Here is a 24,450-nt window from a genome sequence, read left to right as displayed (position 1 = left end):
ATTGATGGGAATAATAATACAAACATTTATTAAAAATCTTTAGTTATTTGATAACCGATAGCAAGAACATCTCTTCAGCTCTGCATAACTGTTTTATAAACAGTTATGCAGAGCTGTAATAGTCGTTATAGCAAGAGTTTACAGCTATAAATAATTGAATGGACAAATAATGGACGCATTAAATCTTTGAGTACATCAAAAGCTAAAACATCTCTGAAAACTGATCACTATAAAAGGGCAATTTATATGCATTTTAAAATGCAACCTACGACTTTATATACCTTTAATACTCCTTTTTAAAATGAATCGATAGCAATTTTTATGGTTTTTCGGCAGATCCAATCCCTTTTGTCTCTTCTGAGTCTGATTACTAGACTAATGATAAGACTTATTCAAGACTTGTGAGAATCTAATTTTTATATAAATCTTTGAGCAATTGATAGGCCTCGTTTAGTTTTCTCATGGTATCGTTCGATCCTCCAGCATCAGGATGATTGGAAAGAGCTTTTTCTTTATAGGCTTCTCTAATGAAAGAAAGGGTTAGAGATGATCCTGCCTTTGTTGGTAAACCCAGCAACTTCAGAGCACCATGAACAGTCATAGTTGACTCAAGAGTTTGGAATGAAGTCACATTTTGACTACGTTTGAATTTATTGACGAATCTGCGAATGAGAGTAGGTATTCTACTTCTTAAGTTTTTGGCTGAAAAGGGGTCTTCGAGCGTGCCTGCCATAATAACCACATCGTCAAAAGTCACCGAATCGATTTTCCATTGACTGCAATAGGAATTAAGCATTTTACAGGCAGCATTCCATGTGAAAGGTATATTTTCTGTGCCATCTACATTTGGCCAGATATCTCTAGCAAGCCAAATCATTGATGCCTCAATAACACTTTCAGTCGGTTTCTGTCCATAGAGATAGATCCAATGTTTTTCTGCGGCATCTTTTGCTTTTAATAAATCATCAATATCGATAGTGGTTATTGATGTATCTTCCATATTCTTAAGAGTTTTATCGTTACTCAAGCTTCTCTTAAGGTTTGTAGTTTGTTTTCTAATAAAACCTGGTAATTCAATACCTGTGGAGACAGGATTTTTTTTATTACTTTCAACATCATTAGCTTTGAAACCATTGACAGCGACATTTTTTATTTCAATATTCTTATTTCCAACTATAACAAGTGCTTTTTCTTCATGTGTACTATTTTCTATAGCATTTTGTGCAGTTGACGAATCATGATTACTATTACGATTAAAATCTATTTGATCATCTAAATCTTTAGATAAAATAACTTTTAATAATCTCTCGAAAACGAGTCCTCGGGCTCTAAATCCCCACTCTTTGCGAAGTTGATCGACACCATCAACCAGATCAATTGGTAAATCAATTGATATTCTCTTAACTTCCTTGCCTTCCCCTTCCGACACATGATCCATATATCTAGTCATATATTAATGGTCTTTTTATTTTCAACACATGTTTAGCTTTGAATTTATATAATTAATCACTGATTACAAAATATAATAAAATCCTGTATATTATCTTAAAATTCAATTATTGCCACATAGAACAATATCATTATGTATTATTTTTCAAGTGAATCAAATAGTAACCAGAAATGAACTTCTGCGAATCATCCAAAAACTGGAATAAAAGAAAAAAAATTTATCAAGCTATGAAATTAAATCTTTTAGTTTCTAAAAAAGAATCTTATGAAAGAAAACTAGCTGCTATAAAAGCATCAATATCAAAACTGGAAGAACAAATTGATTCCACCAATCCAACTGTAGAAAGCTAGATAAACATTGAAATACTTCTTAAATTACATCCATTAATATTTTTTCTGGGCCAAATTTAATAAGAGCATCGACATCAGAACTTTTTGTTCCAAGAAAATAACCTGCAAAACCAAGAGCATTTATACTAAATCCATTTGATCTATCAGTTTTACGTGTTATGAGAGCAATCCACTTAGAGGTTATAAGTAAATTATATGGTTTTAAAGGTTTATTAACGATATCATTCTGACTAATATTCATCTCTCTAATCATAGACATATATGAGCTATATAAATCATTTGAGCTTGAGTCCTTGTTATTATTTCTTGGTCTAATTGAAATACAATGTGAAATTTCAGAATTACAATCAATCTTATTATTTAATAAAGAACAAAACCATTCATATCTAGGACAAACTCTCTGATTATAGTGTCTTGGTAATAATTGAAAATGTCGATGAGGCTGACTTGCACCAGCCTCTTTACTACTATTAAAGAACCATAAACCCGTAGTGTCATTATCAATATTAATTATAGCTTCAAAATCATATTGATCTAGCAAGAAATTTTGTGGTTTCCAGCTATTTGTAATTAACAACATATGTCCTAGTTGAACTGGATATTTATTTAATATTAATGTATGTTTATCTTTAATTGGCTGTATTTGTAGTCTAGAATCCCAAGGAATAAATGGATTTCGCTTAGGACCATATTCTATTAGATAACTAGGAATAGGACTTTTGAGAAACCGAAGCTCAAAGTCGGAACATTCATCACTAGATTTATATTTTATAGTAGTCAAAGGAATTACTGCTCCGCAATTTACAGCTTCTCTACTTACCTCAAGAGCTTTTGACCATATAGATTCGCTCTTCACCTAAATTAGACCTTTGATAAATAACTTTAATAAATTATATAATTTATAATCTATTAAACTAAAATCACATAAAAGCTTATTTACAAATGATTAATCAATATTTTTAAAAACCCTAAAAACGCAAGTAATATCTAGAAATCATGAAATTTATGCCTGATAAGCCAACCAAGGCATAAATGGACATTTACTTACACATAATTGGTTCGAGCCTCTAGAGACGATTTACGGGCTTGTAGAGACCGCTTGATTCCTTGATAGACGTGCTCGATTATCACCTGAAAAAAGTGATAGAAAAATCAAATTTATTTATTTTTTAAAGATTAAAAGATATGAATTCATAATTTATTTTTAAAAATGGTCAACGGCCATAATCGACTGCACTGGAACGGCTCTAGGATAACACTATAAAATTCAAATTTATCAATTTGCGAAATAGTTTCAGATTATTGGCAAATAAGGTTGACGAAAGCAGGGGGGAAGGAGGTAAAACCTCATTCAGTAATGTGTCCTCGATGGATTGGGACTTTTCTGAAGACGAAGCTTTTCTAGCCCTTTGCGATGCCTTTCGCGAGAGCGGTGAAACATCTGCAATGGAATTCTTGGCAACGGGTGAGGGTGCTTTTCACTTTCAGGAATTAACTCAAAATGCCGCAGGAGAGGGGATTGATTTAAGTGACTCAGAATCAATGGCTGACTTTCAGATGGAAGTATTAGAAACTATCGATGAAATGAATAACTAATCTTCCAAATTAATTTAGATATTGGCGAAGATATTTAAACTCCAAAGTATTTAGCTACTGGATGTAATGCAACGATAGCTGTTGTACTTTGTTCAGGATGAAGTTGTTCACTTTCATCCATAGAGATGTTAATTTTCTTAGCATTAAGCCATAATAGTTGTTTTCTAGAATCTGAAACTTCAGGACAAGCTGGATAGCCAAAAGAATAACGGCAACCTCGGTATTTAAGATCTAGAATATCTTTAATATTGTCAGGTTCATAATCTTCATAACCACATTCAATTCTAATAACAGAATGTATATATTCAGCAAGTGCTTCTGCCAGTTGGACAGTTAACCCATGAAAAAATAGATAATCAGAATATGAATCTTGACTAAATAATTTATGAGAATATTTACTAGCTGATTCTCCCATTGTTACAGCCTGCATTGGCAAATAATCTGTAGGCTGATTGGTATTTAAGTCATTATAAAAATCTGCTATACAAAATCTTTTTCCAGATCTTTGCCTAGGTAATAAAAAATCACCTAAAAGGCTTTGGTGATCTTTATCATATACTTTTAAATTATTACCAACTCTACCACAAGGAAAATATCCATAAACTAATGATGGATTAATAAGCTTTTCATTTATTATTTTGTTCATCCAGTAATCTAACTTAGGTTCTGCTTTATTATGTAAAAAGTCCTTATAATCAGAAGAAGACATCTGCTTGGAACGTTTCATTTGCCATTGGCCTGCAAATAAAGCATTACGATCTAAGAATTTATAAACTTTAGTTATGTCTATATCTTTTTCTAACAAAAACTTTGGGCCTATGAATGGTGGTTTAATAGGATCTATTTGAGATATATCTTTTGATCTTGAGTTATCTTCAATAGGCTTTTCTTTGATTTTGTTGATATTAATTTTTTGATGAGTATTTGTATTTTTATAATTACCAATAGTAATTCCCTCGGGAGCACCTTCTTTAAAGCCTGAGAAATTATCCCAGTTATTTATTTCCTTTGCTTTCATATATGAATCCATAAATTTTAAATCTGTAAAAGCATCTTTACCATAAATAACTTTCCCTTTATAAACACTTGCACAATCTTGATTTACAAATTTTGGAGTCAGAGCTGCTCCTCCAAGAATAATAGGCACAGATATATCTTCTTCATTTAATGCTTTAAGATTATCTTTCATAAATGCAGTTGATTTAACTAGAAGTCCACTCATGGCAATACAATCAGCGTTATGCTCTTTCTGAGCATTAATAATTGAATTGACTTCTTGTTTAATTCCTAAATTAATAACTTCATAACCGTTATTTGATAAAATTATATCTACTAGATTTTTGCCAATATCGTGAACATCGCCCTTAACTGTAGCGATAATGAATTTTCCTTTTGATTGATTAACCTCAGATTTATCCATAAAATCCTCTAAATATGAAACAGCAAATTTCATTGTTTCTGCAGATTGAAGAACAAAGGGTAATTGCATTTGACCTGACCCAAATAATTCACCAACAACTTTCATACCATCTAATAAAAATTCATTAATTATTACCAAAGGTTTATATTTAATTAAAGCTAAATCAAGATTTGAATGTAAATTGGTTTTTTCCCCATCAATAATATGATTCTTTAGTTTTTCTTCTATTGGTAATTTAATATCATCATTATTTGTACTTTTATTTAAAAGTGTCTTTGAATCATCGAAATAACTAGTTAAGGTAGTTAAAGGATCATATGTGCACACTTTATTTTCAAATATTCTTCTATCATAAATAAGATCCATGCAAATTTTAATCTCTTCTTCACTTATTTTGTTTAAAGGTAATATCTTGGAGGGAGAAACAATTGCAGAATCAAGACCGGCATTAATTGCTTCATTAAGAAAGATAGAATTAAGAACAATTCTTGCACTAGAAGATAAACCAAAACTTACATTTGAAATTCCAAGGATTAAATGAACTTCTGGATGTTGATCTTTTATTAACTTAATTGCTTTTATAGTTTCTAAACCATTCTTTCTATCTTCTTCTAATCCTGTTGATATAGGTAATGCTAGAGGATCATAAAAAAGTTCATAAGATTTTAATCCAGTATCAGTCGCGTCCTTAAATGCTCTTGTTGCTATTTGTGCTTTTTTATCAGCAGATCTAGCCATTCCATCTTCGTCAATTGTTCCAATTACGACCGCTGCCCCGTATCGCTTAGCAAGATCAATTACTTTATAGAATCTGTCCGGTCCATCCTCATAATTAGTAGAATTTAAAATACATTTTCCGCCAGCATGTTTTAGCCCACTCTCCATTTTTTCATAATCAGTTGAATCAAGCATCAAAGGCAAATTAATATTATTAACAAGTCTTTTGACTAACATAGACATATCTTCGATCCCATTTCTTCCAACAAAATCTACATTTACATCTAAAATATGAGCATTTTCCTTCAGTTGAGATTTTGCAATTCCAACAAGTCCGTCCCAATCCTCATCGTTTAGAAGTTCTCTTACTTTTTTAGATCCACTAGCATTTAATCTCTCGCCTACGATCAAGAAAGAGTTATCTTGCACATACGGAATAGACTCATATATTGATGATGCAGCAGGAATTATAGATCTTTCTTTTGAAAGAGTATCCAATCTTTGCTCAGAAGATAAAAGCTCTTTAGATAAATCTGAAAGTTGCTTAATATGTTCCGGTCTAGTTCCACAACAACCTCCAATTAGTTGAACTCCTAAATCATTAATAAAATGACTAAGTTGGAACTTAAGTTCCATTGGAGTTAATCGATAATGAGCCTTGCCACCTACATTCTCAGGAAGTCCTGCATTTGGTATACAACTTATATGAAATGGTGAATGCTCAGATAAATATTTAATATGATCTTTCATTTCTTCCGGGCCAGTTGCACAATTAAGGCCCAAAATATCAATATTAAATGGCTCCAGTATTGTTGTAATAGAAGAAATATCACTACCAATAAGCATCTGGCCGGTAGTCTCCATGGTTACCGACACCATTAATGGAATTTTCTTTCCAGAACCAATAGCTTCATTTACGCTTTGCAGAGCAGCCTTGATTTGAAGGACATCTTGGCAAGTTTCAATAATAAATAGATCAATTCCACCTTCAATAAGTGCTTTAGCTTGCTCAAGATATGAATTTTTTAGCTCATCAAAACTGACATGACCTAGGGTTGGTAGCTTGGTTGTTGGTCCAATAGATCCAGCTACAAATCGTGGTTTTTCAGCTGATTGATATTTATTTGCAACATTCCTTGCTATTTGTGCTGCTTTTAAATTGATCTCATAAGCTTTATTACCAATTCCATATTCATCTAGAACAATTGAAGTGGCACCAAATGTATTTGTTTCGATTACATCACAACCTGCATTTAAAAATGATTCATGTACTTTTTCGACACTGGAAACTGATGTCAATACAAGGTTTTCATTACAACCTTCTAATGAAGCTCCGCCATAATCATCTGCATTAAGTTGTTGATCTTGCAGAGACGTTCCGGTAGCGCCATCAAAGACTAATATCGGTCTCTTTTCAGAGTTGAGATAGCCTAAAAAATCAGTCATAAATTATATATTTAACTTATAAAAATGAAAATCATTAATTTAAATAAGTTATATAGTCTTATTTTAAACTATGTGTACACGTTTAACCCAATTTTCATATTCAGGAACTAAACCTTCTGTAATTTTAGTCAACTTCTTTCTTAATGAATTCATTATTGGCATATCTTTGCTCATTGATGTAGTTTCAATCATTTTTATAGGGGTAATTTTTGCCGCCGTTCCTGTAAGGAATACTTCCTCAGATATAAACAATTCTGTTTTATCTACTGGCCTTTCAATAACATTTAAGCCATCTCTTTTTGCCAGTTCTATAACACTAGAACGAGTTATACCTTCAAGAATATCTTGATCAACACCAGGTGTAATTAATTCACCATTACGGACTATAAAAATGTTCATACCACTAGCTTCACTGATTTTCCCTTGACTGTTTATTAATAGTGCTTCATCAAATCCACTATTTACTGCTTCAGTTTTGGCTAACGAGCTAGTGATATAAGCTCCACTAATTTTACCTCTTAATGGAAGTGAGTTGTCTTGCTGACGAGTCCAGCTACTAATGCGACAAGTAACCCCATCAGGTGATAGATAGTCACCTAGTTCTATTCCATAAATAAAGAAATTAGTTTCTATATTATGTAACCTTGGTGCAATTCCTAAGTCACTAGTATATACAAATGGTCTGATGTATACAGGTTGAGTCGGTTTGTTTTTAACAAGAAATGTTTCAAGAGACTTTAAGACAAAATCCTCATCTAATTCAGTCATCAAAAATCTAGCACTTTGACATAATCTTTTTGCGTGTTTGTCTGCTCTAAATAATAAAAATGATTTACTATTATTTGGATCAGGAATAGCCCGCATTCCTCCAAAAGCTGCAGTTCCATAATGAAGGGCATGAGTAGCTATAGATAGCTTCGCCTCATTAAATGGGATACATTGCCCTTCAAACCAAGCGAATGGAAGAAAATTATGCATTATTAGTTCCAGCTAAGATGAAAACAATCAGCATTTCAGTTTTTACTGCTCTTATTACACATAATAAATGAATGCATAGAATTTCCACCCTTCCGGGGAATGAACCTCAAGAAGAAAATACATTTATCGAACAGCCATCAGCTCCAGTTATCTTCCTAACTAGCGCTACATCTGATATAACCTGTCTATCTACAGTATTAAAGCTACCTGACAATAATAATTGGAAAAATAAAATAAGAGCATTACCTATAGCTTATTTATCCTCAAATGCATCAATTGATCATTATATATCTAATACATGTAATACAGCTGAAATTATTCTTGTTAGGTTTTTAGGGTCAAGATCTTACTGGTCTTATGGATTTGAACAATTAGGTTTATGGCAATTAGAGAAACCAAATAGACATCTGATAGTTGTCTCTGGTATTGAAAGTAAAGCAAATGATGTTCAAGAAATTAGTAGCTTAAATCAAGAGAAAGTTGAATTAATTCAAACACTTTTAAATCAAGGAGGTATAAAAAACTATAATTATATGCTTCAATCCTTAGAGAAAATAATTGATGTTGAAGAAATTTATTTAAATTCAGATTTAATTGAATATCATGATGACTTAATAAAATGGAAATGGAATAATAATGATAGTCCATCCATAGCCGTATTTCTCTATAAATCACTTTTACAATCGGGTAATTCAGAGTTAGCTGATAAAATAAAAGATATATCTAATAAATACAACTTAAATGCCAAAATAATATGGATTACAAGTTTCAAATCTAAAAATATAGAGAATCAAATTATAAGTTTATTAGAAAAAGAGAACATAAAAGCAATAATAACAACAACCTCATTTTCATCAGTTGAATTTGAACATGATGATGTGAAGAATAACTTGTGGGATAGATTAGATATACCTGTATATCAACTACTCATATCTAGCTCATCTGTAACTGAGTGGAGTGAATCTACAATAGGTCTTAACCCAATTGACTTATCAATTCAAGTTGTTTTACCAGAAGTGGATGGTCGAATCTGTACAATTCCAGTTGCATTTAAAAACCTAACTTATACAGATAATGAATTATCAATTGCTGTACATAAAACGGAGCCTTATGAAATACATATTGAATGGTGCATAAAATATATAAAAAATCTAATTTATCTACAACAATCGAAGAATTCAAATAAAAAGATAGCTCTCGTGATAGCAAACTATCCAGTAAAAGACTCAAGAATTGCGAATGGAGTAGGACTAGATACACCCGAAAGCCTATTAAATATTTTGAAATGGCTTAAAGATGAGGGATACTATCTAGGAAATAAAGATATTCCAAATAATAGTAAAGATTTAATCAACTTATTAGTAAGTCATAGAACAAATTCTGAAGAGACAATATCAAATAAACCCCAATCATATTTAAATATTAAAGATTATTTACTTTCTTGGGAAAAACTTGGATCTAAGGTTAAAGATACAATTTCAAATCGCTGGGGAGATCCAATTAATTCTATTCAATTAGAAAAGAATGGATTTCCAATTAATGGCATTTCCTTTGGAAATATAACAATTTTAATTCAGTCAAATAGAGGTTTTGAGAGCGATAATTTATCTGATTTACATTCTCCCGACTTACCTCCTACACATAAATACATTGCACAATATTTTTGGTTAAATAATTCATTCAAAGCTAATGCAATTGTACATCTAGGTAAACATGGAAGCTTGGAATGGTTACCAGGAAAAGGAGTTGGATTAAGTCATAATTGTTTCCCATTTTTTCTTTGTCCTCCGATACCAAATATATATCCATTTATTGTAAATGATCCTGGTGAAGGCTCTCAAGCAAAAAGAAGAACACATGCAATTATAATAGATCATTTGACTCCTCCATTGTCTCATTCGGGTAGTTTTAATGACCTACTAATAATTGAGAACCTTATAGATGAATATTATGAATCTAAACTAATTAATGATAATAGAAGTGAATTATTAGAAAAAAAGATAGTAGATCTTTTAATTAAAAATTCATGGCCAGGTATTGAATCAAATAAATTAAAAGCAGAAAAAGAAAATTTAATCATACAAGATCTAATAGATAACGCAGAGAGTTATCTATGTGAAATTAAGAATTCTCAGATAAGAACTGGTCTTCATGTTTTTGGAGTCAATCAGAGTATTGATAAATTAATAGAGTTAACACTCACAATTTCTAATGTCCCGAGAGGGACTAATCTCGGTCTTACTCAATGCTTAGCAGAAGATTTAGGGTTTACGTTTGACCCTTGGAGTGACGAAGAGAGCGAAAACTTAAAGCAAGTAGACATTGATTTATTTAAAGCTTATACAGCAATTAATGCTAGGAAAGTCGGTAAAGTAGTTGAATGGTTGAATGACATTGGAAAATATATAATAGAGTTTCATTGTTTTAAATTTCTTAATTACAAAATTAAATCAAAAAAGAAAATAAGACTTGATAATAAAATCATAAATTACATAGATCATGAAAAACCTAATTTTTTTATAAATCATTTATTAAATAATATTTTACCCAAATTATTAAACAGTTCAGTCAACGAAAAAACTAATTTCCTCAGTGCTTTAGAAGGAAAAAGAATTTCTAGCGGTCCTTCTGGGGCGCCTACAAGAGGGAAATTAGAGGTTTTACCAACAGGTAAGAATTTCTTTTCCGTTGATATAAGAGCAATACCAACTGAAACAGCTTGGGACTTAGGGAAAAGAAGCGCTGAACAAATAATGGCTCTTTACCTACAAGAAAATGGAGAACACCTTTCACATCTTGCTATTTCAATTTGGGGAACTTCAACAATGAGAAATGGTGGAGAAGATATTTGTCAGCTTTTTGCTCTCATGGGATTAAGGCCAATATGGGACGGGACTTTAAGAAGAGTAGTTGACGTTGAAGTCATTCCCATCAGTGTATTGAACAGGCCAAGAGTAGACGTAACTTTAAGAATTTCTGGTTTATTCAGGGATGCATTTCCTCAGATAATTGAATTGATTCGAAGAGGTCAAAACCTTATTGGTAATTTAAAAGAATCCTGTTCTATTAATCCACTTGCTGAGTCATATAGAAATGGAAATACAAAATCAAGAATATATGGTTCAGCGCCTGGATCATACGGAGCAGGATTACAAGAAATAATTAATAGTGGCTCTTGGGAGAATCAATCAGAACTCGCTGATGCTTTTATCGAATGGAGTAAATGGAGATATGAAGGTTCAAATAAAATCATAAAAGATAAAAAAGGATTAGAAAATAATTTGTCAAAGGTTAAAGTAGTACTTCATAGTCAGGACAATAGAGAACACGATATCCTTGATTCAGATGATTACTATCAATTTCAAGGTGGATTGATATCCGCGATTAAAAAAACTAGTGGGACAGATCCTCAAGCCTATTTTGCCGATAATTCAAGGTATCAACGTCCAAGAATTCATAAACTCTCAAAAGAAATTGATAAAGTAGTTCGAAGCAGATTATTAAACCCAAAATGGATAGAGGGGATGAAAAAACATGGATATAAAGGTGCTTTCGAAATGTCAGCTAGCCTTGACTATTTGTTCTCTTTTGATGCAACTACAAACTTAGTTCCTAATTGGTGTTATCAATCTATTTTGAATAATTGGTTAAAGAGTAATGATACGAAAAATTTTATTAGTGATAAAAATCCTTGGGCTTTAAGAGATATCGCTGAAAGATTACTAGAAGCATCTAATAGAAAACTTTGGACAAATCCAACTAATGAAGAAATATCATCTATAAAAACATTATTATCAGATGTAGATAGTAAAATTGAAACCTATTCTTCTAAAAATAATTTATAAATCATTCAACGTCTAAGAAGAGATAATCCGTGGCTATCTGTACCACATGTTGATAATAAAGAATAAGAGTTTGCACAATCAAATATTTTATCGCAGACAAATTCTGAAGGGATCCAATTATTTGCTCTTTCATAGTTATACCATGTTTCAACAGCATCAAAATTTAGTTTAGATGCTTCATCAATCAAGATATCAAATGGAAGCTTATATCTTGCGGGATGAGCCAAGACTGCAATACCATTAGCTTTATGAATCGAGTCAACCACAGTCGAAGCTAATAATTCATTACCAATAGCAGACTTATTGTCAATATAAGGTGATAAGTATTTTGATTTATGATCAAAACCAAGACCTAAGACATGAACCAAGCAACCTTTCAATAAACAAGTAATTTCTATTCCAGTCCAAAGTTTAGGAAAACTTAATTTGTAGTTGAGTGTAGCGTCTTCCAATTTACTTAATTCAATATAAGCATCAACTGAATGATGATCTGTGATTGCATAATGATCAATATTAAGCTCAATTGCTTGGTTATAAATTTCTTTAGCAGTCAAACTTCCATCACTATATGTTGAATGCATATGGAAATTAATAGAGTTTGGACAACTTTCTTTAGTAATTGATTTAATTATTTTTTTTAATTTAATAGAATCAATATTAGACATATAAATTAAGTAAGTTGTTTCCTCTTCCTTCTCCATTTAGCATAAAATTGTATACTTGCTGCCATAAAGAGAATCAATCCAAATATTAACCAGCTAGCTGCACTTGTAGGGAACTGGTTTTTAAATACAACAAGCATTACAACAACTACCAATAATAGTGTTGGCAACTCATTCAAAGCTCGAAGTTGTTGGCCACTATAATTATACTGATTGTTTGTTAATTCATTCATGATTTTATAGCAATAAAAATGATAGATAAGTAAAAAAGCTACAAACAATAGTTTAATCTGCATCCATGCCTGAGTAAGATATGAAGGCTGCATATATAATAATCCAGATGCCATGATGACAGCTAAAATCATTCCAGGCGTTGTTATAATATTAGCTAGTCTTTTCTCCATTAATGTATATTGCTTGTTAAATAAATCCCTAATTTCTTCCTTCTCACTTTGTACTTCTACATGATAAATAAATAATCTGACTAAATAAAATAAGCCTGCGAACCAAACTACTACACCGATAATATGAAAGGATTTAAACCATAAATATGTCTCCGGCGAAAAAATCATATTCTAATAAATGTTTCGTGCATTCATATCACTCTATACATTACTATAATAAAGATTAGCTGTCCCTAATTCGTTAATATTTTATAAATAGATTATTTATTTTCATCAGGATGAAAATAATTTCTAATAACAACAGCAGTAGATGTTCCCAAGCCAGGTGTTGTTGAAAGTTCAGAGAGAGATGCCATTTGGATAGCTTCTATAGACCTAAAATGCTCCAATAATAATTTAATTCTTTGTGGTCCCAATCCAGGAATCTCATTTAATTGAGAACGTTTCATACGCTGACTTCTTTTTTGCCTGTGAAAGGTAATTGCAAACCTATGAGCTTCATCTCTCAGCCTTCGTAATAAAAGCATTCCTGGTTGATTTGGCTCAGTGTCTAATGGCTGTTTATAATTTGGAATAAAAATCTCCTCTTTCTTTTTGGCTAAAGATATAAGATTTATATTTTGATCAAGATTTAACTCCTGTAAAGCGGCTAATACTGAGCTTAATTGACCTTTACCACCATCAATTACAACTAAATCGGGCCAGTCATTCAAATTATCCTTGTCTAAGACACTAGATTCATAATTTGATAATTCATTTAAATCACCACCCTCTTCTTTAAAACGGGCCCATCTTCTAAATCTCCTAGTAAGAACTTCAGCCATAGATTCGAAATCATCGCTATGCCCAAGTTTTATATTAGAACTTTTGATTTTATATTTTCTATAGTGTTGTCTAGCTGCGATACCATCAATAAAAACAACTTGAGAAGCGACAGCATCACTACCTTGTATATGACTAATATCGTAACATTCAATTCTTTTTGGAATTTTTGCCAGATCAAGGATATTGGCTAAATCGTCTAGCTCCAGTAAATTTTTATCATGTGATTGTTTTATCCTTTGCAACTCTAAATTTGCATTCTTTTCTACTAATTTAATAATTTCCGCCTTCTTTGATCTTTTTGGGACTTTAATATGAACTTTTTGCTTTTTTATTTCACTAAGCCAATCAGATATTAACTCTGTATTAATTAATTTATGTTGTACTAATATTTCTGCTGGTATTTCAACAGGATCTACATTGGAGTAATGATTTTCAACAACTTTTTGAAGTATTTGAGAATTACATAGATTATTATTATCAGAGAAATATCCTAATCTTCCAATTAACTTACCTGATCGCATTTGAAAAATTTGAATAGATGATATATTTTCTTCTGATGCCAATGCAATTATATCCCTGCATACAGATGAATCAGGAATAATCATCTTTTGAGATTCATATAATCTATCAATACCTTTAAGCTGGTCCCTAACTGATCCAGCTTCCTCAAACTTTAATGACTCTGAAAAAGAGAGCATTTGTTTTTCTAATAATGTTCTTAATTCATCCGTTCTACCTTGAAAAATCATTTCAACTCTTTTTAGTGTATTTTTATAGTCCTCAGAACTAATCTCCTCTTGGCATACACCTGGACATCTACCAATTGAATAGTTAAGACATGTTCTATCCTTGTAAAGCGGTATTCTTCGTTGTCTAAGAGGAAAAAGTTTTTTTATACTAAACAGCGTCTGTCTAAGCAAATAAACATCAACATAAGGACCATAATACTTGTCCTTTAATTGTCTTTGGCGTCTTTTTCTAGTTAAAAAGATTCTGGGGTATTTATCACCCCATGTTATACAAATATAAGGATATTTCTTATCATCTTTTAATAGAACATTGAAATAGGGTTGACGAGATTTTATTAAATTAGATTCTAGGGTTAATGCTTCACTTTCGTTATCAGTAACTATCAATTCGATATCTACAACCTGCCTTACCATTAAGGAAATTCTTGGACTTAATTCATCACTTCCTCGAAAATAACTTCTAACTCTATTTCTTAACTTTTTAGACTTTCCAACATATAACAATCTATCATCACTATCTTTCATCAAATAACATCCAGGATCATTTGGTATATCCTTCAAAAATTTCGATAGTCTTGACTTGTCTTTTATTAACGGTGTTAATTCCACCGATCTTGTCTCGTTAAATTAACCACCATAGTTCCAACCTGTGCTTGCTAAATTTAAAGCAGATCCATCTTTATTCAATACGGCACTCTTCACTTCAGCAACGAAGACTGTGTGATCTCCATGTTCTACGCCTGAAATGACTTCGCATTCAACGCCACCTATAACATCTTCGATTAAGGGCATACCAAACTCTCCATAAGTGAATTTACAAGCTTCAAATCTTCCACCTAATCCTTTTTGAGGCTTAAAGAAAACAGCTGCTAGATCCTTTTGATCTTCTCTCAGAACATTTAGAGAAAACATCTTAGTTCTTTGAATAATTCCATGACTAGATCCATCAGCACGAACAGCCATTACAACTAATGGAGGTGTAAATGAACCTTGTGTTACCCAGCTAGCAGTAAAACCATTTATTTCATCTCCTTCTCTAACAGCACAAATAAATAATCCGTGAGGGATTTTGCGCAAAAGAACTTTTTTGGCATCCTGATTAAGAGTCATGCGCTTTGATACGTTTATAGATATGAGATTCTATGAAAGAAATGGACTTTTTTAAAGTTAAAAAACCATGAAGGCTCTTTATCCCGGTAGTTTTGACCCATTAACGTTTGGACACCTTGATCTAATTCAAAGGGGCAGTGATTTATTTGGAGAAGTTCTCATTGCAGTATTAGAAAATCCGTCAAAAAAGGCAACTTTTCCGTGCGAGAGAAGAATAGAGCAGATTAAAAATGCTACCAGAGATATATCAGGTTGTAGAACAATAGCTTTTAAAGGTCTAACGGTGGATTGTGCCCGTGAACATAATGCGGATCTTATTTTAAGAGGCTTAAGAGCTATGAGTGATTTTGAATATGAACTACAGGTTGCTCATACTAATCGATCTTTAAATAATCAATACGAAACAATTTTTCTCGCAACAGAAACGCATCATAGTTTTTTAAGTAGTTCTCTAGTTAAAGAAGTCGCAAGATTTGGTGGTGAGATTCGTCATATGGTTCCTGAGTTTATAGCCAAAGATCTTTTGGCACTAAATACAAATTAATTACAATAATCAGTATTAACTACTATTGATAATATTTTCATAATATGTCTTGTCGAATTGTCCATATTGTTCACAATAATACTAAAAATTTTTTCCTCTCCTAATATAAAACCAGAAACGGATCTAACATTATTAAGTCTTCCGGATTTAGCCAGAATTCTACCCTTAAGGTTTACTGGAGCATTTACATTTGCTAACGAACCTCTAACACCTAAAATTGAAAAAGATGAGAAATAGTAGTCAGAAAATCTATTAAGTTTCATTCTTCTCAAGAACTGGGATAAACCATATGTGGTTACTCTATTCTTTCTTGATAACCCACTGGCATCTGCAAAGATAAAATTTTCAGAATTAAAGTTTTGTTCATTTAGCCAATTACTATATTGTAGGTTAGGAAAATCATGAGACCAGTCATTTAATGAATTCCTGAAAATCACCTCAGAAGTAAAATTGTGACTCTCGGAGTTAACAAGGTTTAGCAAGATATATAAAGGGGCAGAATTAATAACTTTAATAGTTGAGATATAATCAATAGGATATTCTTCATTAACGGCTTTTACAAAATATTTTTTAGATAAATCATTTTTCCTAAGAGTATTCTCTAACTCATAAATAAAATTATCAATTGGATTATTTAAAGCATTAATACTTGAATTACTTGCTATTGAATATTTAGTAATAGGTGCTCCATATTCTTCTTTTCTATCTGCATATGACCAGCTAGCAGGCCACCAATTTTTAGTATTGCTAGGTTTAATTATTATTGGTAGTTTTAAAGTGGGATTATTATTAGTACTATTAAGATCATTAATTAACTCTTCTAAATGACTTTTATCGAAATCGGGATCACCTGATGCTTCAATATATAAGCTTCCATCATTTATCTCTTTTAAAGATGTCTTAAGAGTATAATAAGGCCCTAAAGTATCTAAAGAGAAAGCGCTAGACAGAATCTTCTGGTTAGAAGCAGGAATCCTAGGCATATCGCCATTAATATCTACAATGAAATCACCTGATTCATCTAAAATACTTACGCTAATATTAGCATTGAAGTTATAAGTATAATCCTCTAATTTATTTTGCAAAGGTTTACAAATATTAAAGTTTTCAGGACTTATCTTATTGATATTATCCCTTTGTCTTATGTATGAGAATAATGAAAATAAATTACCATTAACTATATTTACTGATAATAAGATTAAACCAATATATAAATAAAATTTTTTAATCATAAAGTTATAAGTTTAGCATTATAGTTTCATCATCAGGACGTTTATCAAATGATTTAGCAAAAGAATATCCATTAGTGTTTAATTTGAAAAGCTCCCAATCATTAGGAAATCTTTTTAATAATGCGCCCATAGATAGTGGTTGAACAAAATAAAGTATTTCCCATTTTTCAGCAAATCTTTTCCTCATTTCCCTACCGACACTTCCTATACCTACTATTGGATCTTCCAACTTACCATTAATCATAATTACGGTTGAATTAGTATGTGAACATACTTGCTCAAACATCTCAATATCATATGGTTGAGGAGAACAGACTAATAAGACTGAATTCAACAAATCTGTTGAATTAATAAACTCCTTAAATGTAAAAATCTTATTAGCCAATTCAGGGTTGTCTCTTTTAGCAAGAGCAGCTCCGCCAGCATCGGCCCACAATAAAATATTATCGAATTTAATTTCAGTTAGTTTGTTAGATAAACGAAAAATTATTGGATTAATTCTTAATCCTTCAAATCTTAGGTTGATAGAAAGAAAAGATTGTTTAGAATTACTTGAAAAATAGCTTTGGATTGATTCATATACATTTGATTCTGCTTCTCTAAGATCTGAGGGTAGCTTATTATTCATTTGATGATCATTGTTTTTTGAGTTCTAAAGATTGCAATGATTCATCTATTATATTTGAAACTGAGTTAATATCATCATTTGAAATCCATGGACCAATAGTTATTCTTAATCCAGATTCTTGTAGTGGTTTATCAACATTAATTGCTACCAGTATGGGATTTGGTCCTTGACTAGATGATGAGCAAGCACTACCACTACTTATATAAACGCCATATTGTGATAATAATCGAACAATTTCTCTACCTTTAATTGGAATCATTGATTTTGTATGACAGAGAAATGAAAGATTATTCGGTAGTCGTTCTCTATGAGGACCAATAAAAGTAAGTTGTTTATTCTTAACTAGATTTTGTTTTAAAAGAGAAGTCATTTTGGAGACATTATTCTTTGGGAATAATGTTTGATTATCAGTAACCTCTATATATTCATTAAGAAGATCAATTGCTGTTGAAAAACCTGCAATAAGGGGAACTGACTCTGTACCAGACCTTATAGAGCCATTCTTAAATCCATATGAAGGATCATTAAGTAATAACTCTCGAACGCCTCTACGCAACATTAATAATCCAATACCTTTTGGGCCTTGAAGTTTATGCGCAGAGGCACTAAGCATATCAACATTTAATTTACTCCAATCAATAAGACCGCTAGGGAGGACCTGTGTAGCATCAGTATGAAAAAGTATATTTCGTTTTTTACATTCATTACCTATGAGATTTATGGGCTGAATGGCCCCAATCTCACTTTGGCCCCAGATTATCGAAACCATTTTTGTTGGTGGAGATAACATCTCCTCCAACAAATCAAGGTTGATAATTCCATAACGATCAACAGGCCAGTATTTAATATCCCAACCATCATTATGTAATTGATTGGCTATTAAGTTAATAGAAGGGTGTTCAACGCTACTTATAACAAGTCTTCCTTTATCAAGAATATTAGATAGAAATTTAAGAGAAAGATAATTTGACTCAGTTGCTCCAGATGTGAAAAAAATTTCGTCAGATGAAGCTTTTAATTTATTAGCTATTGATAATCTAGATCTTTCCAAAATCTCTCTTGCAAAAACCCCAACTTTATGGATACTTGATGGATTCCCCCAGCATTCAGATTGAATAACCTTTAGTTTATTAATAACATCTATATGTGGCGGAGTAGTTGCTGATGCATCGAGATAAATATTATTCATTTTCAAGTATGATTAAATATCTATCTCGCCATGAAATACTTTTAAGGCAGGCCCCTGCATTAAAACTGGACCTGCTTGGTTGGGCCATTCAATTTCTAATTTGCCACCTGGTAAATAAATGTTAGCGTTGTTTAAAGTTTTACCTAACTTGGATGTTACGACCAAACACGCGCAAGCCCCTGTGCCACAAGCTAGTGTTGGCCCGCAACCCCTTTCCCATACCTTAACTTTAATATTTGATTTATCAATTAATTCAACAAAGTGAACATTGGTATCATTAGGAAATGTATTGTGTTTTTCAAGGGATCTTCCCCATTCTTCGAATGGTATATTGTCAATTTTATCAACAAATACGATCATATGAGGATTGCCCATACTAGCAGCATAAACATTTAAAATTTGATCATTTATTGTAATCTTTCCATTAGGAACTGGTAAATTATTCATTAGCAATTTAGTAGGTATATCTTCAGGAGAAAGAATAGGTTCTCCCATATTTACTTTAATATTTTCATTACCAGCAATAGAGGTGAGAATCAGACCAGCTTTAGTTTCAATTCGAATCTCAGACTTATCATTAATTTCATTATTATCGTTTAAAAAAGCAATCAAGCATCTTATGCCATTGCCACACATTTCTGGTTCAGAACCATCAGAATTAAATATCCTCATTTTCACAAAACATTTATTTTTGGAATCTAATACAAGAATAATTCCATCAGCTCCGATGCCAAAATTTCTATGACATAGATGATCAATAAAATTATCTTTATTTTCAGTAAATAAATTATCTAAGTTATTACCACGTGCATCAAAAATAATAAAATCGTTACCAAGTCCTTGATATTTTGAGAAATTATATTTCATGATTTAAAGTTTGTTTAACTATGATCTAAGAAAATAAAGCGTTCCTGGTAGTAATTTCAGAACTATTCGCATATTGGGGATCAATTTATGAGAACATTATCTGATTGGCAAATCAACTACTGAAGGAGATCTTCATTGAATAATACTACTTCAGAGATTAGTGACCAGCGTTACAAGCCTCGTGAGATAGAAGCTTATTGGCAAAAAGAGTGGGCTAATCAAGGGGTCTATAGAACAAATACTGATGTAAACAAAGACAATACTTTTTACGCCTTGTCAATGTTCCCATACCCATCGGGTTCCTTACATATGGGGCACGTGAGGAATTATGTCATTACAGATGTACTGGCTAGATATAAAAGGATGGAAGGTTATAACGTTCTTCATCCAATGGGATGGGATTCCTTCGGTTTACCTGCTGAAAATGCAGCAATAGAAAGAGACACGAGTCCATCTACCTGGACCGATAAAAATATTTCTCAAATGAAAGATCAATTAGATCGACTTGGATTATCAATAGATTGGTCTAAAGAAGTTACTACATGCAAAGAAGATTATTATAAATGGACTCAATATATATTTAATCAATTACATAAAAATAATCTTGCCTATCAAAAAAAAGCAACGGTAAATTGGGATCCAATTGATCAAACTGTTCTTGCAAATGAACAAGTAGATGCTGAAGGTAAATCGTGGAGATCTGGAGCTGAAGTTGAGAAAAAGGAATTAAATCAGTGGTTTCTACGAATTACTAGTTTTGCCGAAGATCTAAATAATGACTTAGCTCAGCTTAATGACTGGCCAGAGAGAGTCAGGGTTATGCAAAAAAATTGGATTGGCAAGTCAATCGGAGCAGAAATAACATTTGATATCAAAAATCATAACCAAAAAATAACAGCTTTCACTACAAGAATAGATACAATCTATGGAGTAAGTTATCTGGTCTTAGCTTCAAATCATCCATTAATTGATCAATTAATAAATGATAAAGATATTAATCAATTAATAGAGTTTAGGAAAACACAAGAAAAGTTAAGTGATCTAGAACGTAATTCAGATAGTAGAAAAAAACTTGGAATGTATTTAGGAGTAAATGCAATTAATCCAGCAGATAATAAAGAAATACCTATTTGGATTGGAGATTATGTGATTATGGAATATGGAACAGGAGCTGTCATGGGTGTTCCCGCTCATGATAGTAGAGATTATAAGTTTGCTAAATCATATGATTTACCAATTAATTATGTCATAAGACCCAATAATGATGAAGATGATAGTTATTTAAATGCTGAGTACGTAGATAAGGGAATCATGATCAATTCAGATACATTCAATGGAATTGAGTCTGATATTGCAAAAACAAAAATACTTGAATTAGGTTCAAATGCTAATTGGGCAAAACCCAAAACTACGTATAAGTTAAGGGATTGGCTTATATCTAGACAAAGATATTGGGGTTGTCCGATTCCGATAATTAATTGTAAGAAGTGTGGTCAAGTAAGAGTCCCAGACGAGGATCTACCTGTATCTCTGCCTATTGATATTAAATTAACTGGTAAAGGAAAGTCACCTTTAACCACAAAAACAGAATGGATAAATACTTGTTGTCCTAAATGTGGAAATGAAGCAAAAAGAGAAACTGACACAATGGACACTTTTATGTGTTCATCATGGTACTTTTTAAGATATATAAACCCTGAAAATAAACAAAATCCATTTATAAAAAGCGAAATAGATAAATGGCTTCCTGTTAAACAATACGTTGGTGGTATTGAGCACGCAATCCTTCATTTACTTTATTCAAGATTTTTAACCAAAGCTCTAAAAAGCTGTGGATTATTAAATATTGATGAACCCTTTAAGAAGCTATTAACTCAGGGAATGGTTCAAGCTATTACATTTAAAAATCCAAATAATAATAAATATTTTTCAAAAAATCAAATTAAAGATATTAATGATCCAAAAGATCCAATAACTGGAGAAAATATTGATATTATCTACGAAAAGATGTCAAAGTCTAAATATAATGGTGTAGACCCATCATTAGTCATAGATAAATATGGTGCAGACACAGCCAGAATGTTTATTCTTTTTAAAGCTCCTCCTGAAAAAGATTTAGAATGGGATGATTCAGATGTTGAAGGACAATATCGATTTATACAGAGACTCTGGAAATTTGTTATAAATACTGTAGAACTAACAAAGAGTAAATCAAGATTAAATATAGAAAAAGAAAAGTCTAAAGATGATGAAGCTTTACGTCTAATTAATATTGCTATTAAAGAAATTACTGATGATTTGGATAATCTACAATTTAATACAGCAATATCTGAACTTATGAAAGCTGTGAATGGCCTAAGTTCAATAGTTAATAACTGTAGTAATGAAACTCTAACTAATGTTGTTTCAATATTAGTTAAAATAACTTCTCCATTTTCTCCTCATATTGCAGAGGAGCTTTGGAAGACAATCGGAAATACTCAAAGTATTCATCTTCAGTCATGGCCAAAATTCGATGCAAGTGCGCTTGAACAAGATAGTTTTCAACTTATGATCCAAATTAACGGAAAAGTTAGGGGATCAATCGATGCCAGTAAAAATCTATCTAAAGATGAATTAGGGGATATAGCTATCAAAAGTGATGCAGCTCAGAAATGGATAGATGGAAAAGAACCAAAACGGATAATTGTGGTTCCAAATAAATTAGTGAATATAGTTATTTAGAAATCAGTTTTTCGAAATAATTAATTGATCTGGATTTGATTGATTACCATTCATTGAATAATGATATGAATTTTCAGAAAGTTTTCTCAGAATCAAATATATCGACTCAGTTGAGTCAGTAGACAATGCATCATTAATTTGTCTTAAAGTTCTTTCTTTTCCATCTTCCAAAAGTTCTTCAATATCTTTTTGTAGATTAATTATGTTTGTAGCGGCTTTTTTCCCAGCTTCAACTCCTGGTTGATTGTAAGCATTAACATTAATCAATTCAGCATATAAACTTACTGCTCGTTCAAATAATGCAATTAAAGCCCCAAGACTTGACTCGTCAAATGATTTAAATGTGATTGTCAAATTCTGTCTCCCACCTTCAGTTAATGCTGTTCGTGTTCCTTGAAGAAATCCAGACAAGTAATCCCCAGGTCGTTTATTTTTTACTTCAACTATCTCTGCTGGATCGTGGAGAATCTCAATGAAATTAACAAAGAAATTATCAATACCATCTCTTAATTGCTGCACATATGCATGCTGATCAGTAGAACCTTTATTTCCATAAACTGCGATACCTTGATTAACTTGATTTCCATCTCTATCTAACTTCTTACCTAAGGATTCCATCACAAGTTGTTGAAGATATCTACTGAAAACTTGTAATCTGTCTCTATAGGGAAGTACAACCATATCTCTTAACCCTTTTCCATTTCCAGATTTGTACCAAGCTAAGGATAAAAGTGCCGCTGGATTATTTTTAATATCTTTTTCTCTTGTTAGAGAATCCATTTGAGATGCTCCATCCAAAAACTTGTTAATGTCAGCGCCAATTAGGGAGGCAGGTAATAATCCAACAGCACCAGTAATACTTGTCCTTCCACCAACCCAATCAGGTAAATCAAAGATATCTAACCAATTTTCGCTAGCAGCTAAGGCATCTAACTTACTACCTTTTGTAGTAATTGCTATCGCTCGAGATGACCAGTTCTGGTGGTTATCGTGAACAAACTTCATGGCTTGCTCCATTCCTATCAAAGGTTCAGGAGTGCCACCTGATTTACTAACAACTACAAACAAAGTTGATTCAATATTAGGAAGAATGGAATTTAATTTATGAGAAATCCCCTCGGGGTCTACATTGTCTAGAAAATGTAGATTCAATCCAATTGACTCTCTCTTAAATGACTCGTTAATAAGTAACGGACCTAAACCACTACCACCTATACCTATCCAAAAAACATCTGTATATTTTTCCCCATCGCTGTTAGTTATTTCACCATTTAATATTGATGCTCCAAACTTTGTTATGTCTTGAATTTCTTTGGTGATGGAGTCTGAAATTTCCTTACTTGGAGCAATCTTCGGATTTCGAAGCCAGTAATGACCAACTTGCCTGCTTTCATCTGTATTGGCAATCGATCCATTCTCAAGACTTTCTAAAGAATCAAAAGCTTTGGAATAAATTTCCTTAAATTTTTCAAAATCACTCTTCTCAACATTCATTCTGCTTATATCTAGCCAAAAACCTAATGAATCATTGCTAAATAAAAGATCGCAGTACCTTAACCATTTATCGTTGTTATTCATCTGGAAGATCTCAGTTATTGCCATTATTGATATAAGAATACTCCTTAATGAGTTCTGTTAGCAGGTATTCTCAAAAGAGAACCGTTAAACAAATTGATTTAATTTATATTAGTCAAGAATGGTTTTCAAATGGCAA

At 31.9% G+C, this 24,450-nt stretch carries 18 protein-coding genes; 5 read left to right on the top strand and 13 right to left on the bottom strand.

Translation table 11 applies throughout. The features are described from left to right. Positions 1–409 precede the first annotated feature (409 nt). A complete protein-coding gene (locus SIB53_RS08720) occupies positions 410–1,450 on the bottom strand; it encodes a molecular chaperone DnaJ (RefSeq protein WP_413677836.1) in 1,041 nt (346 codons plus the stop codon). Between the two features lie 170 nt (positions 1,451–1,620). On the opposite strand from SIB53_RS08720, the gene SIB53_RS08715 reads away from it, so the two are divergent. Further along, positions 1,621–1,800, top strand: coding sequence for a hypothetical protein (locus SIB53_RS08715; RefSeq protein ID WP_413677835.1), 180 nt, complete (start codon positions 1,621–1,623; stop codon positions 1,798–1,800). A gap of 19 nt (positions 1,801–1,819) precedes the next feature. Here the strand turns inward: SIB53_RS08715 and SIB53_RS08710 are convergent, their stop codons facing one another. After that, the gene (locus SIB53_RS08710) at positions 1,820–2,656 is read right to left on the bottom strand and encodes a DUF4922 domain-containing protein (RefSeq protein ID WP_413677834.1); all 837 of its coding nucleotides are present in this window, start codon (positions 2,654–2,656) and stop codon (positions 1,820–1,822) included. Between the two features lie 512 nt (positions 2,657–3,168). On the opposite strand from SIB53_RS08710, the gene SIB53_RS08705 reads away from it, so the two are divergent. Next, complete coding sequence (locus SIB53_RS08705; RefSeq protein ID WP_413679148.1) at positions 3,169–3,396, top strand: hypothetical protein; 228 nt, start codon at positions 3,169–3,171, stop codon at positions 3,394–3,396. 34 nt (positions 3,397–3,430) lie between these two features. On the opposite strand, the gene metH is transcribed toward SIB53_RS08705, so the two are convergent. Together metH and SIB53_RS08695 are read right to left on the bottom strand one after the other, a co-directional pair. Beyond that, complete coding sequence (gene metH, locus SIB53_RS08700; RefSeq protein WP_413677833.1) at positions 3,431–6,979, bottom strand: methionine synthase; 3,549 nt, start codon at positions 6,977–6,979, stop codon at positions 3,431–3,433. 63 nt (positions 6,980–7,042) lie between these two features. Beyond that, entirely contained in the window at positions 7,043–7,957 is a 915-nt protein-coding gene (locus tag SIB53_RS08695) for a branched-chain amino acid transaminase (protein WP_413677832.1), read from the bottom strand. Positions 7,958–8,028: 71 nt separating this feature from the next. On the opposite strand from SIB53_RS08695, the gene cobN reads away from it, so the two are divergent. Then, positions 8,029–11,802 (top strand): cobaltochelatase subunit CobN, encoded by a 3,774-nt coding sequence (gene cobN, locus SIB53_RS08690; protein WP_413677831.1) that lies wholly within the window; start codon positions 8,029–8,031, stop codon positions 11,800–11,802. Positions 11,803–11,807: 5 nt separating this feature from the next. On the opposite strand, the gene SIB53_RS08685 is transcribed toward cobN, so the two are convergent. From SIB53_RS08685 to SIB53_RS08670, 4 genes are all read right to left on the bottom strand, one after another. Continuing rightward, positions 11,808–12,503, bottom strand: coding sequence for a PHP domain-containing protein (locus SIB53_RS08685; RefSeq protein ID WP_413677830.1), 696 nt, complete (start codon positions 12,501–12,503; stop codon positions 11,808–11,810). Further along, on the bottom strand, positions 12,473–13,036 hold the full coding sequence (gene hemJ / locus SIB53_RS08680; protein WP_413677829.1) for a protoporphyrinogen oxidase HemJ: 564 nt from the start codon (positions 13,034–13,036) through the stop codon (positions 12,473–12,475). Before hemJ ends, SIB53_RS08685 begins: the two co-directional genes overlap by 31 nt. A gap of 92 nt (positions 13,037–13,128) precedes the next feature. Further along, positions 13,129–15,051, bottom strand: a complete 1,923-nt coding sequence (gene uvrC, locus SIB53_RS08675; protein WP_413677828.1) for an excinuclease ABC subunit UvrC — start codon at positions 15,049–15,051, stop codon at positions 13,129–13,131. A gap of 18 nt (positions 15,052–15,069) precedes the next feature. Further along, entirely contained in the window at positions 15,070–15,552 is a 483-nt protein-coding gene (locus SIB53_RS08670; protein ID WP_269605578.1) for a flavin reductase family protein, read from the bottom strand. A 67-nt stretch (positions 15,553–15,619) separates the two neighbouring features. Here SIB53_RS08670 and coaD point away from each other — a divergent pair, with 67 nt between their 5' ends. Then, complete coding sequence (coaD, locus tag SIB53_RS08665) at positions 15,620–16,096, top strand: pantetheine-phosphate adenylyltransferase (protein WP_413677827.1); 477 nt, start codon at positions 15,620–15,622, stop codon at positions 16,094–16,096. On the opposite strand, the gene SIB53_RS08660 is transcribed toward coaD, so the two are convergent. The 4 genes from SIB53_RS08660 to dapF are packed head-to-tail and all read right to left on the bottom strand — an operon-like array spanning position 16,093 to position 20,012. Beyond that, on the bottom strand, positions 16,093–17,328 hold the full coding sequence (locus tag SIB53_RS08660; RefSeq protein ID WP_413677826.1) for a D-alanyl-D-alanine carboxypeptidase: 1,236 nt from the start codon (positions 17,326–17,328) through the stop codon (positions 16,093–16,095). The two genes, coaD and SIB53_RS08660, sit on opposite strands and share 4 nt — an antisense overlap. A 4-nt stretch (positions 17,329–17,332) precedes the next feature. Then, a complete protein-coding gene (locus SIB53_RS08655; RefSeq protein WP_413677825.1) occupies positions 17,333–17,956 on the bottom strand; it encodes a DUF1995 family protein in 624 nt (207 codons plus the stop codon). Between the two features lie 7 nt (positions 17,957–17,963). Next, positions 17,964–19,145 carry a cysteine desulfurase family protein gene (locus tag SIB53_RS08650; protein ID WP_413677824.1) on the bottom strand — a complete coding sequence of 394 codons (1,182 nt, stop codon included), beginning with the start codon at positions 19,143–19,145 and terminating at the stop codon, positions 17,964–17,966. 12 nt (positions 19,146–19,157) lie between these two features. Continuing rightward, positions 19,158–20,012 (bottom strand): diaminopimelate epimerase, encoded by an 855-nt coding sequence (gene dapF / locus SIB53_RS08645; RefSeq protein ID WP_413677823.1) that lies wholly within the window; start codon positions 20,010–20,012, stop codon positions 19,158–19,160. A gap of 135 nt (positions 20,013–20,147) precedes the next feature. Here dapF and leuS point away from each other — a divergent pair, with 135 nt between their 5' ends. Further along, positions 20,148–22,736, top strand: coding sequence for a leucine--tRNA ligase (gene leuS, locus SIB53_RS08640; protein WP_413677822.1), 2,589 nt, complete (start codon positions 20,148–20,150; stop codon positions 22,734–22,736). Positions 22,737–22,739: 3 nt separating this feature from the next. Here the strand turns inward: leuS and SIB53_RS08635 are convergent, their stop codons facing one another. Beyond that, positions 22,740–24,338, bottom strand: coding sequence for a glucose-6-phosphate isomerase (locus SIB53_RS08635; protein ID WP_413677821.1), 1,599 nt, complete (start codon positions 24,336–24,338; stop codon positions 22,740–22,742). Between the last annotated feature and the right edge of the window lie 112 nt (positions 24,339–24,450).

The sequence above is a fragment of the Prochlorococcus sp. MIT 0916 genome, from assembly GCF_047305155.1.
Classification (GTDB): domain Bacteria; phylum Cyanobacteriota; class Cyanobacteriia; order PCC-6307; family Cyanobiaceae; genus Prochlorococcus_B.
The sequence above is the reverse complement of the archived record's forward strand: the minus strand, read 5'-3'. Positions and strand labels throughout refer to the sequence as shown.

What these genes read in the sequence shown, in the direction of transcription:
- SIB53_RS08670 (WP_269605578.1), bottom strand. Translation starts at nt 15,552, where the DNA reads ATGACTCTTAATCAGGATGCCAAAAAAGTTCTTTTGCGCAAAATCCCT.
- SIB53_RS08720 (WP_413677836.1), bottom strand. Translation starts at nt 1,450, where the DNA reads ATGACTAGATATATGGATCATGTGTCGGAAGGGGAAGGCAAGGAAGTT.
- hemJ (WP_413677829.1), bottom strand. Translation starts at nt 13,036, where the DNA reads ATGATTTTTTCGCCGGAGACATATTTATGGTTTAAATCCTTTCATATT.
- SIB53_RS08715 (WP_413677835.1), top strand. Translation starts at nt 1,621, where the DNA reads ATGAACTTCTGCGAATCATCCAAAAACTGGAATAAAAGAAAAAAAATT.
- SIB53_RS08660 (WP_413677826.1), bottom strand. Translation starts at nt 17,328, where the DNA reads ATGATTAAAAAATTTTATTTATATATTGGTTTAATCTTATTATCAGTA.
- cobN (WP_413677831.1), top strand. Translation starts at nt 8,029, where the DNA reads ATGCATAGAATTTCCACCCTTCCGGGGAATGAACCTCAAGAAGAAAAT.
- SIB53_RS08705 (WP_413679148.1), top strand. Translation starts at nt 3,169, where the DNA reads ATGGATTGGGACTTTTCTGAAGACGAAGCTTTTCTAGCCCTTTGCGAT.
- dapF (WP_413677823.1), bottom strand. Translation starts at nt 20,012, where the DNA reads ATGAAATATAATTTCTCAAAATATCAAGGACTTGGTAACGATTTTATT.
- SIB53_RS08655 (WP_413677825.1), bottom strand. Translation starts at nt 17,956, where the DNA reads ATGAATAATAAGCTACCCTCAGATCTTAGAGAAGCAGAATCAAATGTA.
- metH (WP_413677833.1), bottom strand. Translation starts at nt 6,979, where the DNA reads ATGACTGATTTTTTAGGCTATCTCAACTCTGAAAAGAGACCGATATTA.
- SIB53_RS08685 (WP_413677830.1), bottom strand. Translation starts at nt 12,503, where the DNA reads ATGGAGAAGGAAGAGGAAACAACTTACTTAATTTATATGTCTAATATT.
- SIB53_RS08695 (WP_413677832.1), bottom strand. Translation starts at nt 7,957, where the DNA reads ATGCATAATTTTCTTCCATTCGCTTGGTTTGAAGGGCAATGTATCCCA.
- SIB53_RS08650 (WP_413677824.1), bottom strand. Translation starts at nt 19,145, where the DNA reads ATGAATAATATTTATCTCGATGCATCAGCAACTACTCCGCCACATATA.
- coaD (WP_413677827.1), top strand. Translation starts at nt 15,620, where the DNA reads ATGAAGGCTCTTTATCCCGGTAGTTTTGACCCATTAACGTTTGGACAC.
- SIB53_RS08635 (WP_413677821.1), bottom strand. Translation starts at nt 24,338, where the DNA reads ATGGCAATAACTGAGATCTTCCAGATGAATAACAACGATAAATGGTTA.